This window comes from Piscirickettsia litoralis, assembly GCF_001720395.1.
Taxonomy (GTDB): Bacteria; Pseudomonadota; Gammaproteobacteria; order Piscirickettsiales; family Piscirickettsiaceae; genus Piscirickettsia; species Piscirickettsia litoralis.
In genome coordinates this window covers 1,805,161-1,818,286 of sequence record NZ_MDTU01000001.1, presented here as the reverse complement: position 1 = coordinate 1,818,286, position 13,126 = coordinate 1,805,161, and the positions used below count along the sequence as shown (strand labels likewise).

General features: G+C 41.6%; 12 protein-coding genes and 1 pseudogene. All 13 read left to right on the top strand.

The window, feature by feature from the left end; all coding sequences use genetic code 11:
* The first annotated feature begins 25 nt into the window (after positions 1-25).
* Positions 26-277 carry a hypothetical protein gene (locus BGC07_RS22155; protein WP_235603395.1) on the top strand — a complete coding sequence of 84 codons (252 nt, stop codon included), beginning with the start codon at positions 26-28 and terminating at the stop codon, positions 275-277.
* Positions 277-1,092 (top strand): F0F1 ATP synthase subunit A, encoded by an 816-nt coding sequence (atpB, locus tag BGC07_RS09060; RefSeq protein ID WP_069312840.1) that lies wholly within the window; start codon positions 277-279, stop codon positions 1,090-1,092. Before BGC07_RS22155 ends, atpB begins: the two co-directional genes overlap by 1 nt.
* A 42-nt stretch (positions 1,093-1,134) precedes the next feature.
* On the top strand, positions 1,135-1,551 hold the full coding sequence (gene atpE / locus BGC07_RS24160) for a F0F1 ATP synthase subunit C (protein WP_069312839.1): 417 nt from the start codon (positions 1,135-1,137) through the stop codon (positions 1,549-1,551).
* A 53-nt stretch (positions 1,552-1,604) separates the two neighbouring features.
* Entirely contained in the window at positions 1,605-2,075 is a 471-nt protein-coding gene (locus tag BGC07_RS09050; protein WP_069312838.1) for a F0F1 ATP synthase subunit B, read from the top strand.
* An 11-nt stretch (positions 2,076-2,086) separates the two neighbouring features.
* The gene (locus BGC07_RS09045) at positions 2,087-2,614 is read left to right on the top strand and encodes a F0F1 ATP synthase subunit delta (protein WP_069312837.1); all 528 of its coding nucleotides are present in this window, start codon (positions 2,087-2,089) and stop codon (positions 2,612-2,614) included.
* A 16-nt stretch (positions 2,615-2,630) separates the two neighbouring features.
* On the top strand, positions 2,631-4,172 hold the full coding sequence (atpA, locus tag BGC07_RS09040) for a F0F1 ATP synthase subunit alpha (RefSeq protein WP_069312836.1): 1,542 nt from the start codon (positions 2,631-2,633) through the stop codon (positions 4,170-4,172).
* 25 nt (positions 4,173-4,197) lie between these two features.
* Positions 4,198-5,059 (top strand): annotated as a pseudogene (gene atpG, locus BGC07_RS09035) (F0F1 ATP synthase subunit gamma).
* Positions 5,060-5,089: 30 nt separating this feature from the next.
* Positions 5,090-6,481: a F0F1 ATP synthase subunit beta gene (gene atpD / locus BGC07_RS09030; RefSeq protein ID WP_069312834.1), complete on the top strand. Its 1,392-nt coding sequence runs from the start codon at positions 5,090-5,092 to the stop codon at positions 6,479-6,481.
* Positions 6,482-6,503: 22 nt separating this feature from the next.
* Positions 6,504-6,932, top strand: a complete 429-nt coding sequence (locus BGC07_RS09025) for a F0F1 ATP synthase subunit epsilon (protein WP_069312833.1) — start codon at positions 6,504-6,506, stop codon at positions 6,930-6,932.
* A gap of 73 nt (positions 6,933-7,005) precedes the next feature.
* Positions 7,006-8,376: a bifunctional UDP-N-acetylglucosamine diphosphorylase/glucosamine-1-phosphate N-acetyltransferase GlmU gene (glmU, locus tag BGC07_RS09020; protein ID WP_069312832.1), complete on the top strand. Its 1,371-nt coding sequence runs from the start codon at positions 7,006-7,008 to the stop codon at positions 8,374-8,376.
* Positions 8,377-8,381: 5 nt separating this feature from the next.
* Entirely contained in the window at positions 8,382-10,217 is a 1,836-nt protein-coding gene (gene glmS / locus BGC07_RS09015) for a glutamine--fructose-6-phosphate transaminase (isomerizing) (RefSeq protein ID WP_069312831.1), read from the top strand.
* Between the two features lie 227 nt (positions 10,218-10,444).
* Positions 10,445-12,058 carry a type I restriction-modification system subunit M gene (locus BGC07_RS09010; protein WP_069312830.1) on the top strand — a complete coding sequence of 538 codons (1,614 nt, stop codon included), beginning with the start codon at positions 10,445-10,447 and terminating at the stop codon, positions 12,056-12,058.
* On the top strand, positions 12,058-13,119 hold the full coding sequence (locus BGC07_RS09005) for a restriction endonuclease subunit S (protein ID WP_069312829.1): 1,062 nt from the start codon (positions 12,058-12,060) through the stop codon (positions 13,117-13,119). Before BGC07_RS09010 ends, BGC07_RS09005 begins: the two co-directional genes overlap by 1 nt.
* Positions 13,120-13,126 lie beyond the last annotated feature (7 nt).

Here is a 13,126-nt window from a genome sequence, read left to right as displayed (position 1 = left end):
TGTTGTACTGCCGAGTACATATTATATGTGGCGGTATTTGCGGCGACAATCCAAAAACGCAGCAAGCTCACCAAAGTCGGTTTTAACCGACTTTTATTTGACTGTTTTTTCGAAAATGGCGGTGGGGATTGTTGTGTTGATCGTGTTATTGGTGCTGTGTGTGAAGGTTTTTCAGTTACCAGTGATTCCCTTTATAGTAGGTTACGCAATTAATCAAGTGGTATCGAGTTTACTACCGCTTGTATATAAATCAGAAAGTGTTGGTGGGGCAATTTAGTGGCTACAGCGTCGGCGATTACAAGTACAGAATATATTTCTCATCACTTGAATTACCTTTCATTTGACTTAAAAACAATGAGCTTTGGTGGGGGTTCAGGGTTTTGGGTGGTTCATCTTGATACCTTGCTTATGTCCATTATTTTGGGCTTGCTTTTCTTATTGGTCTTTCGCTTCGTTGCTGTGCGCATGGTTTCCGGTGTGCCAGGCAAGCTGCAGAATTTTATTGAAGTGATCATTGATTTTATTGATGATCAGGTTAAAACCACGTATTCGGGCAAAAGTGAAATTGTCGCGCCGCTGGCATTGACGATTTTCGTTTGGGTCTTTTTAATGAACTTAATGGATTTGGTGCCCGTTGATATTATTCCTGGGGTGGCAACTCTGCTTGGGGCGAGTCATTTTCGTGCGGTGCCGACGGCGGATGTGAATTTGACATTTGCCTTGTCGATTAGCGTGTTTTTGTTAAGCATTATTTTTGCTGTACGCTCAAAAGGTGTTTTGGGTTTTATCAAAGAATTGGCGCTAAACCCGTTTGGTAAATGGCTGATTCCGGTGAATTTAGTATTAGAATTGGTGACATTGTTTGCACGGCCTTTGTCATTATCTCTTCGTTTGTTCGGTAATTTGTATGCAGGTGAACTCGTCTTTATTTTGATTGCAGGTCTTTTGCTGTCGCACTGGAGTTTGCAACCTGTCGGTTGGGCGGTGAATTGGATTTGGGCAATGTTCCACTTGCTGGTAATTACCTTACAAGCCTTTATCTTTATGATTTTGACAGTCGTTTATTTAAACATGGCTGACGAAAAGCATTAATTTTAACTAACTGCACGTTTTGTGTAACTTTGAGGAGAAGTGATGAACTTTATTGCGATTTTGGCTCAAGTCAATGGTATGTCTGCGGTTGCAGCAGGTCTTTTGATTGGTTTAGGTGCCTTGGGTACGGCGATTGGCTTTGGTGTTCTAGGTGGTAAATTCCTAGAAGGTGTGGCTCGTCAACCTGAAATGATGCCAACGCTTAGAATGTGGATGTTTGTTGTTGCTGGTTTGATCGATGCGATTGCAATGATCGGTGTGGCGATTGCTTTGGTATTTATCTTTGCAAATCCATTTACAACCAACCTAACAGCTCAAGCGAATGCTGAAACGACAATGCAATCTATGCAACTTGTTGCACAAGCTAAAAAATTAGGTATTAAAAGTGACTCTGATGTAATCAAGCCTCTTGCTGCTGTTGTTGCTGAAGCGACAGAAGGTAAGGCAGAAGCTAAATAAGTGAAAGTCTTTAGGATTACTTTGAATCTTTATTTGAAATAAGGGCCACATTTATGAACTTAAACGCGACCCTGATAGGACAAATGATTGCATTTCTCCTATTTGTTTTAGCGACTTGGCGATGGGTTCTACCGCCAATTATGAAGGCGCTGAATGAGCGCCGTGAGACTATTGCCAAAGGTTTGGAAGCGGCTGATGCAGGTAAGAAAGCATTAGAGCTTGCGAATCATCAAGCTGCAGGCATTTTAAGAGATGCAAAAGCACAAACAGCATCGATCTTAGATAAAGCGAATCAACGTGCACATCGTATTGTTGAAGATGCTAAGGAAGATGCTCGCCAAGAGGGTGCGCGTATTGTTGCTGCGGCGAAAGCTGAGATTGAGCAAGAAACCGCTCAAGCGAAAGAAGTTTTGCGCTTACAGCTTGTTGATATTGCATTGGCAGGTACGGAAAAAATTCTGGAACGTAGTATCGATCAAGCGGCAAACAAAGAGCTTTTAGATAAGCTTGTTAAAGAATTTTAGGCGGTTTAGTCATGGAAATTGTCGCTAGACCTTATGCTAAAGCTATCTTTGAACTTGCTAGAGAAAGCCAGCGCTGTCCATTTTGGTCTGATGTTTTATCGACCTTAAGTGATATTGCAACGGTGCCGACAACAGCGGCGATTTTGAATAATCCAGCGTTTTCAGTAGAAAAAAAAGCCATGTGGTTTTTAGAAATTGCTAGCAAAGTGCTTGATGCAGAGGCAACTAACTTGGTTAAGTTGCTTGCAGAAAAAAATCGCTTAGCCTGTTTGCCTGCGATTAAAGAGTTGTATGAAGCGTATCGAGCAGAGGCTGAGCGTCTGTTAAATGCAACGGTAACCAGTGCATTTGCATTAGCATCAGCAGAGCAGGAAAAAATTGCTGCAGCATTAGAGAAAAAGTACTCTCGCCAAGTTAAACTGGATTGTTCTGTAAATGGCGCTTTAATTGGCGGTGCAATAATCCAAGTCGGTGATGAAGTGATTGATGGTTCGGTTAAAGGCAAGCTTGAACGTTTAGCAAGCGCGTTGACGTTATAATATTTGAGGGTGAACTATGCGTTTAGATTCAACAGAAATCAGTGATCTTATTAAAGAGCGCATTAAAGATTTTGACGCAACTTCAGAATCACATACTGAAGGTACAATTGTTAGTATTAAAGACGGCATTTTACGTATTCATGGCCTAGAAGACGTGACAATGGGAGAGATGATTAAACTCTCTAATTCACGCTTTGCATTGGCTTTAAACCTTGAGCGTGACTCTGTCGGTGCGGTGGTCCTCGGACCTTATGAAGACTTAACCGAAGGCGATAAGGTTCAGTGTACAGGGCATATCTTAGAAGTGCCTGTTGGTGAAGCTTTGCTCGGCCGTGTGGTTGATACGTTGGGTAATGCCATCGATGGTAAAGGGCCGCACGAAGCTAAAGACTTTTCGCCGGTAGAAAAAGTGGCACCTGGCGTCATTACACGTAAAAGTGTCGATGAACCGCTACAAACTGGTTTGAAATGTATTGATGCGATGGTCCCTGTCGGCCGTGGTCAGCGTGAGTTGATCATTGGTGACCGTCAGACGGGTAAAACGGCGATTGCAATCGATACGATTATTAACCAAAAAGGCAAAAACGTTAAATGCGTTTATGTTGCCATCGGCCAAAAAGCCTCTTCTATTGCAAATATTGTCCGTAAGCTCGAAGAGCATGGCGCGATGGAATACACGACCGTTGTTGCGGCTTCCGCTTCTGATTCAGCGGCACTTCAGTTTTTAGCACCTTATGCCGGTTGTGCGATGGGTGAATACTATCGTGATAAAGGCGAAGACGCTTTAATTATTTATGATGATTTAACTAAGCAAGCTTGGGCTTATCGTCAAGTATCATTATTACTCCGTCGTCCGCCAGGGCGTGAAGCTTATCCGGGGGATGTATTCTATTTGCACTCACGCCTTCTTGAACGTGCTGCGCGCGTGAACGCTGAATACGTCGAAAAAATGACCGACGGGAAAGTAAAAGGTAAAACTGGATCGTTAACGGCATTGCCGATTATTGAAACGCAAGCAGGGGACGTTTCTGCCTTTGTACCAACGAACGTGATTTCGATCACTGACGGTCAGATTTTCTTGGAAACTGGTTTATTTGCCGCCGGTATTCGCCCGGCAATTAATGCAGGTATTTCTGTATCGCGTGTCGGTGGTGCAGCGCAGACTAAAATCATTAAGAAGCTCGGTGGTGGTGTTCGTCTTGCTCTTGCTCAATATCGTGAACTCGAAGCGTTTTCGCAATTTGCATCAGATTTAGACGATGTAACGCGTAAGCAGCTTGAGCGTGGTCAACGCATGATGGAGTTGATGAAGCAAAAGCAATACTCTCCTCTTTCTATCGCTGAGATGGGTCTGGCCCTTTATGCGGCTGAAAAGGGCTTTCTTGATGATGTAGATGTCAATCAAGTGGTTAACTTTGAGACAGCATTATTAGCGTACTTTAATGACCAAGAAAAAGATTTAATGGCGAAAATCAATGAAAAAGGTGCCTATAGCGCTGAAATCGAAGCTGAGCTCAAGCGTGTCGTCACTCAATTCAAAGAAACGCAAACTTGGTAAATTTTAATTTAATTAAGGTATTCTAATGGCTGTCGGAAAAGAAATTAAGACAAAGATTTCAAGCGTACAGAATACCAAAAAAAATTACAAAAGCAATGGAATTAATGGCGGCAAGCAAGATGCGTAAAGCACGTGATCGCATGTCTGCCACCAAACCTTATGCTCAGCGTATGCGTGAAGTTGTGGGGCATATTAGTTTGTCTCACCCCGAGTACATGAATGCTTATATGAAGCAGCATGAAGTCAAACGTGTGGGTTATATCGTGATTTCCACGGATCGTGGCTTGTGTGGCGGTTTAAATTTAAATTTATTTCGCAAGCTACTCACGTCACTAAAAGAGTGGGATGATCAAGGAATTGAGGTCGATATTTGTGCGATTGGTGTAAAAGCAGAGAATTTCTTTCACTATTGCCATGCCAATGTCGTTGCAACATCGAATCATTTAGGCGATCAACCTAAAGTTGAAAGCTTGATCGGTTCGGTGAAAGTGATGCTTGATGCCTATGCAGAGAATAAATTGGATCGCTTGTATTTGGCAACAAATGACTTTGTTAATTCAATCACGCAAACACCAACGATAACCCAGTTATTGCCTCTGGTGCCTGCTGAAGATGAGAAATTAAAGCATTTTTGGGACTATATTTACGAACCTGAAGCAAAAGAATTGCTCGATCAGCTCATGGTTCGTTATATCGAGTCTCAAGTTTATCAGGGTGTTGTTGAGAATATTGCCTGTGAGCAAGCAGCTCGTATGGTTGCCATGAAAAATGCCACAGATAATGCGACGGATATGATCCACAAACTCAAACTGAAATATAACAAAGCACGACAGGCGGCAATTACTCAGGAGCTTTCTGAGATTGTTTCTGGTGCTGCGGCAGTTTAACGAGTAAATAGTTTAAAAGAGGTTTTGAAAATGACTACCGGTAAAATTGTTGAAGTTATCGGCGCCGTAGTAGATGTAGAGTTTCCACGCAATGCTGTGCCAAAAATTTACGATGCAATGACGGTTGAAGGCCGTAAGCCAAGCGATATCACCTTAGAAGTTCAGCAACAGCTGGGTGATGGTGTTGTACGTGCGATTGCAATGGGAGAATCTAGTACAGATGGTTTGCGTCGTGGTGCGGTTGTAACGAATACAGATAAACCCATTAATGTTCCTGTCGGCAAGAAAACATTAGGCCGCATCATGAACGTTTTGGGGGATCCAATTGATGAGGCGGGTCCGATTGGTGAAGAAGAGCGTATGCCAATTCACCGTGCAGCACCGACTTTTCGTGATCAAGCGCACAGTGCCGAAGTGCTAGAAACAGGTATTAAAGTGATTGACTTGCTTTGCCCATTTGCGAAAGGTGGTAAGGTTGGTTTATTCGGTGGTGCCGGTGTTGGTAAAACCGTTAATATGATGGAGTTAATCCGTAATATCGCCGCTGAGCACAGTGGTTATTCTGTCTTTGCCGGTGTTGGTGAGCGGACGCGTGAAGGTAACGATTTTTATCACGAGATGCAAGAGTCTAATGTATTAGACAAAGTGTCTTTGGTTTATGGTCAGATGAATGAGCCTCCAGGAAACCGTTTACGTGTTGCCTTGACGGGCTTGACGATGGCGGAAAAATTCCGTGATGAAGGCCGTGATGTCCTGCTATTTATCGATAATATCTATCGTTATACTTTGGCTGGAACCGAAGTATCAGCACTGTTGGGTCGTATGCCATCGGCGGTAGGTTATCAGCCAACACTAGCCGAGGAAATGGGTGTATTGCAAGAGCGTATTACGTCGACGAAGACCGGTTCGATTACATCGGTTCAAGCGGTTTACGTTCCTGCGGATGACTTAACCGATCCATCGCCTGCGACAACGTTCTCACACTTAGATGCAACGGTTGTATTGTCACGTCAGATTGCAGAGCTTGGTATTTATCCGGCGGTTGATCCACTCGATTCTACATCGCGTCAGCTTGATCCATTAGTGGTTGGTCAAGAGCATTATGATGTTGCACGTAAAGTACAAGGTATTTTACAGCGCCATAAAGAGTTGAAAGATATCATTGCCATTTTGGGTATGGATGAATTGTCTGAAGAAGATAAGAGCACAGTGATGCGTGCACGTAAGATCGAGAAATTCTTATCTCAGCCCTTTTTCGTTGCAGAAATTTTCACCGGAGCGCCTGGTAAATATGTGCCCGTTAAAGAAACAATTCGTGACTTTAAAGCGATTGTTGAAGGTGAGTATGATGACCTTCCTGAACAAGCCTTCTATATGGTCGGTTCCATGGATGAAGCTGCTGAAAAAGCGAAGTCGCTATAACAGCTGTGCTTAGGAGATTATCATGACTGCATTATTAAAGGTTCGCGTTGCGAGTGTAGAAGGTGAAATCTTCTCAGGCGAGGCGACGATGGTGATTGCGCGGGGTGGCTTAGGTGAGGTTGGTATTACTCCAGGCCATGCACAGTTGCTAACGACGGTTGAGCCAGGCACTTTAAGAATCCAACGAGAAGGCAGTGAAGAAGAAACGCTTTATGTCTCTGGTGGGTTTCTTGAAGTTCAACCCGATGAGGTGATTATCTTAGCGGATACGGTGATTCGTGCTCATGACTTAAACGAAGGTGCAGCACGAGAAGCGAAAGAGCGTGCTGAAGCTTTGCTTGCTGATAAAGGCGCAAGTCAGTTTGATCATGCAAAAGCACAAAAGCACCTGGCAGAAGCTGCGGCACAACTTAGAATGCTGCAATACTTAAACCAGTTAAAACAACATTAATGATTAGCACTGAAAAGCTGTTAAAATAAAAAGGCGGGTCAACCCCGCCTTTTGCTATTATTGGAGGTAAGAAATGTCATCGTTAACTGTGGTTATTCTAGCAGCAGGCCAGGGAACACGCATGCGCTCTAGCCTACCTAAAGTATTACACCCGTTGGCGGGTAAGCCGCTAATTAACCATGTGACGGATTTAGCCCGCTCACTAACTCCTAAAAAAATTATTATCGTTTATGGTCATGGCGGCGAGCAATTACAAGCGGCATTAGCAAATCAAACGGATCTTGTTTGGGCAAAACAACAAGAACAGTTAGGCACTGGTGATGCAGTACGGGCTGCAATGGATGAGGTGAAAACAGCGCGCTGTTTGGTGTTAAATGCAGATGTACCGTTATTATCCGAAGAAACAGTGCAACGTTTAGTGACACGTGTAGATAATGACAGTGTTGGTGTGCTCACTGCTGATGTCGCTAACCCTTATGGTTATGGCAGAATTGTGCGCGATTCTGCGAAGCAAGTGAAGCAAATCATCGAAGAAAAAGATGCGACTGATTTGCAGAAAAAAATAGTAGAAATAAATAGTGGTGTGTTTATATTTCCAATTGATTTTTTGAAAGATAATATCAATAAATTAGAAAATAATAATAATCAAAAAGAATATTATTTAACTGATTTAGTTGAAAAAGCACTAGAGCAAGCGGTTAATGTAAATGCTGTAAAGGCAAAAGATCCAATTGAAATTGAAGGCGTGAATACGCGAGTGCAACTAGCAAAGCTAGAGCGTTGCTATCAGGATAAAAAAGCACAACAACTCATGCTTGCAGGTGTTTACCTTGCAGATCCAAGCCGACTTGATATACGCGGTGATGTGACTATCGGTCAAGATACCGGCGTCGACATTAATGTTGTTTTAGCGGGTAATGTCGCTATCGGTAAAAATTGTATTATCGAGCCGGGTGTAATTATAAAAAATTCTAAAATTGCCGATAATGTCCATATAAAAGCCTATAGTGTGATTGAAAATTCTGAAATAGCAAGAGATGCAGAGGTTGGTCCTTTTGCTCGTTTACGCCCTGAAACAAAATTACAAGAAAAGGCGCGTATTGGCAATTTTGTTGAAGTGAAAAAATCAACAATTGGCGTAGCAAGCAAGGCGAATCATTTAAGCTATATTGGAGATAGCATTGTCGGTGCCGGAGTCAATATTGGTGCCGGTGCAATTACTTGTAATTATGATGGCGTGAATAAACACCAGACAATTATTAATGATAAGGCCTTTGTCGGCTCGAATTGTGTGCTCGTTGCACCGATTGAAGTGGGCGTGAATGCCATGATCGGTGCCGGGTCAACGGTGAGTCGTCATGTACCTGAAGATCAGCTCACAGTAGCTAGAACTAAGCAAAAGTCTTTTAATTGGCAACGCCCTGAAAAAAATGAAATAGGATAGATACGATGTGTGGAATTGTAGGTAAAGTCTCGACAAAACCTTGTGTTGAATTTTTAATCAATGGCTTAAAACGCTTAGAATATCGTGGCTATGACTCGGCGGGTATTGCTGTTATCCAAAATAATGAGATCACCCGTATTCGTAGTTTAGGAAAAGTTGCAAATTTAGAGGCAGAAGTTGCTGCTTTTGATTTGGAAAAAGCAAGCGTTGGAATTGCACATACCCGCTGGGCAACTCATGGTGAACCTAGTGTTGAAAACGCGCACCCGCATAAATCAGGAAATATCGCTATTGTTCACAATGGCATCATTGAAAATTACCTAGAATTAAGAAAAGAGTTAGAAAAAGAAGGCTATAATTTCGAATCAACTACAGATACCGAAGTTGCTGTTCACTTTATTCATCATGCATTAAAGACAAGCAAATCACCAGTAGAAGCTTTGCTCAAGGCTAGTAGAACCTTTCATGGTGCGTATGCCATTGCGATGATCGATAGCCAAATAGCGGATAAAATGTATGTGATTCGCTCAGGTTCGCCATTGGTGATTGGCGTAGGTGAGAATGAAAATTATATTTCCTCAGATAGTTTATCATTAGGGCACTTAACCGAAGAATTTATTTACCTAGAAGAAGGTGATGTTGCTGAAATTACATTAAATACTATCACAGTTTATAATAATGAAGGTGATTTAGTTAAAAGAGAAATTCAGCATGAAAACTTACAGGTAGATCATGCAGATAAAGGTGATTTTGATCACTATATGCTTAAAGAAATTTATGAACAGCCGCATGTCGTACAAACAACAATAGAGCGTTTAATGCCACAAGGCTCTACCCTAGCTCAGGCTGTCAGTCGTCAACATGCCGCGATTTTTTCTAAAACCAAACGCGTACAAATTGTCGCTTGTGGCTCGAGTTATCATGTTGGCTTAGTGGCTGCTGAATGGTTCGAACAAATCGCTGGCATTGCCACTAAGGTGGATATTGCTAGTGAATATCGCTATCGCCGTCAAATGGTTGATAATGATACGTTATTTTTAACGATTTCCCAATCCGGTGAAACGGCAGATACGCTGGCCGCACTTCGTAAGGCACAAACCCTCGGTTATGTTGCAACGATGGCCGTGTGTAATGTTGCCCATAGCTCGCTCGTTCGTGAGTCTGATGTTTCGTTTTTAACGGCAGCCGGTGCTGAAGTCAGCGTTGCTTCGACCAAAGCCTTTACAACCCAAATGGTGACTTTATTACAGCTTGTTTTAGCGTTAGCGATGCATCGCGGTGCGCCCGAGCTTAAAGGCGTGGATACTGAGCTATTATTTGCCGACTTAAGCGAACATATTGAGTTGGCTTTAAAAACAGCAGAGCAAATTAAAAACATTGCTGGTGATTTTAAGGATAAAAACCATGCACTATTTTTAGGTCGTGGTGAGTTATTCCCGATTGCAATGGAAGGGGCGTTAAAACTTAAGGAAATTTCTTATATTCACGCTGAAGCTTATCCAGCAGGTGAGTTAAAGCACGGGCCGCTAGCTTTGGTTGATGAGAATATGCCAGTGATTACCATGATTAATCACGATGAGCTTCTCATGGAAAAGTTAATTTCTAACCTTAATGAAGTGATTACCCGTGGCGGTAAGCTTTATGCAATTATTGACGAAGCTTTAGCACCTAAATTTAATCTTCCTGCGAAAAAAATCATTGTCCCGGCCATTAAACATGAGCATCTTGCGCCACTAACTTATAATATTCCGCTGCAATTACTATCTTATTATGTCGCCCTTGAGAAAGGTGAGAATATTGATCAGCCGAGGAATTTGGCTAAGAGTGTGACAGTGGAATAACTCGAGTATATATAGGTATTCGCATGTAAAGAGGCCTTGAGCCTCTTTTTTATTTTTTGAAGATGCCTTTAAGTTTAAGATGTTGTTTTTATTTGATTGTCATCTGGCATTTTTTGTTAGATTTTATAATAAAAAATCGATAAAGCTATCTTAACAAGCACTTATGTAATAAAATCAGTCCAATATGATTATTTTGATGTTTGTTATTAATAATAAGAGTTCTCATAATGCTTACAGGTAAAATTCGTAATCAGATCGACCAAGTTTGGGAAATGTTTTGGACGGGTGGTGTTGCTAACCCCATTTCTGTGATTGAGCAAATTTCTTACCTGCTATTTATTCGTCGCTTAGATGAGTTACAACGTACCGCAGAACTTCGTGCTCGAGCGACAGGAAAGGCTTTGGTTAATCCAACGTTCGGGCCAGACGAGAAAGCGCTACGTTGGAGTGATTTTAAAGATACTGATCCAGATGTGATGATGGAAATTGTGCGTGATAAGGTGTTTCCTAAGATTAAATCCTTGCAAGATAAGGGAAGCTTTGCTGAGCATATGAAAGACGCGATTTTTATGATTCCCTCAGCGAAGTTATTAGATCAGGTGGTGCAGCTTCTTAGTGCAATCGATATGAATGATAAAGACACTAAAGGTGACCTGTACGAATATTTATTAAGTAAATTACAGCAATCTGGAGTGAACGGTCAATTTCGTACTCCGCGTAATATCATTCAGATGATGGTTGAATTAATGCGTCCTAAAATGGCGGATACTATTTGTGATCCTTCATCTGGCACTTGTGGCTTTTTGATGGCTGCGGTCGAATATATGGAAAAGCATCATCAAAAAGAGCTAAATGATCCGAAAACTAAAAACCGTGAGCATTTTAATAACACAATGTTTACCGGTTATGATTTTGACAAGCACATGCTACGCATCGGCGCGATGAATATGTTATTGCATGGCATTGAAAACCCAAGTGTCTACTATCGTGATAGCTTACAAGATCAAGGTGATGCCAATATCGCTGAAGCTTACAGCTTAATTTTAGCGAATCCGCCATTTAAAGGTTCAGTTGATTTTGATATTGTTGCGCCTGATTTATTGCGCGCATTGGGCAAAAATCCTATCACTAAGAAAACAGCCGTTAAATACAAAACTGAAATTGATGAAGATGGCAATGAGATTAAAGTTGAAGTTAAAAAGAAAAAACCGACTGAAAAATCAGAGTTGCTCTTTTTAGCATTAATTTTGCGTATGTTAAAAGTCGGTGGTCGTGCGGCGGTGATTATCCCTGATGGAGTATTATTTGGCTCAACCAAAGCGCACAAGTCTATCCGTAAAAAAATTGTTGAAGAACAAAAGCTAGAGGCGGTTATCTCCCTACCTTCAGGTGTCTTTAAACCATATGCAGGGGTGAGCACCGCGATTCTTATCTTTACTAAAACCAACAGTGGTGGTACGGATAATGTTTGGTTTTATGATATGCAGGCCGATGGTTACTCACTGGATGATAAGCGTACTCAATTATTCAAAGATGGTGAGCAGCCGACGCATGAGCAAAGCAATATTGATGATATTATCGCTCGTTTTTCAACGCTAACTAACGCCGATAGCACACCAAATAGCGATAGCCCTGAATATCAGCGTAAAAAGACTGAGCAAAGCTTTATGGTGTCGATTGATAATATTATCGATGCTGATTTTGATTTAAGCCTGAACCGCTATAAAGAAGTGGTCTATGAAGAAGTACAATACGATACCCCTCAAGAGATTTTAAAGCGGATTAAAGCCTTGCAAGACAAAATGGCTAAGGGTGTGGAAGAGTTGGAAGAGCTATTATAATGAACTGCAATGTAGTTAACCTATCTACAGTCTGTCAAATAGATATGGGTTCAGCACCAAAAGGCCATACATATGTAGAGTATGGTAAAGGTATTCCTCTCATTGCAGGAGCTGCTGATTATGGTGATACGTTCCCAAACCCCAAGAAAGCAACAGTTGAACCTACAAAGCTTTGTCAAGAAGGTGATATCATAATTTGTGTTCGAGCAACAATTGGTGACTTAAATTGGGCAGATAAAGAGTACTGCTTAGGCAGAGGGGTTGCTGGCCTTAGAGTTCGTGATGATCAGTTGGATTCCAAGTACTTATGGTATTTTATTTCATCTTATGAAAATGAGTTATATAGAAGCTCTACTGGGTCGACATTTCCTCAAATAAACAAGAAAGTGATTGAGTCGGTTAAAATCCCCCTCCCCCCACTAAAAACACAAAAACAAATCGCAGCGGTATTAGAAAAAGCAGATCAATTGCGTAAAGATTGCCAGCGGATGGAGCAGGAATTAAATGATCTTGCTCAGTCGGTATTTATTGATATGTTTGGTGATCCAGTAACAAATCCGAAGGGGTGGAAAACTAGTAAATTTGAGACTTTGGGTGAATTAGCCCGAGGGAAGTCAAAGCATCGACCAAGAAATGATCCTTTACTACTAGGTGGAAAGTATCCGTTGATACAAACTGGTGATATAGCTAGGGCTGGTGATTACTTAGATAATTATAAATCTACTTATTCAGAGTTAGGCTTGAAGCAGAGCCGGTTGTGGCCAAAAGGTACAGTATGTATCACGATAGCTGCTAACATTGCTGACACAGCTATTTTAACTTTTGATGCTTGTTTTCCTGACAGCGTGGTAGGGTTTATTGCAAATGAAGAGTTGATTATTGGTGAGTTTGTGCACTATTGGCTGGTTTTTTATCAAAGGGTCTTAGTTGATATAGCTCCAGAGTCGGCACAAAAGAATATTAATTTAGCGATTCTTCAGGAGTTAGATATCTACCTTCCTCCTAGATATCTTCAAGTGGAGTTTATAGAGAAACTTAAAATTATCAAAAAAAATTCGTGACTTTTTG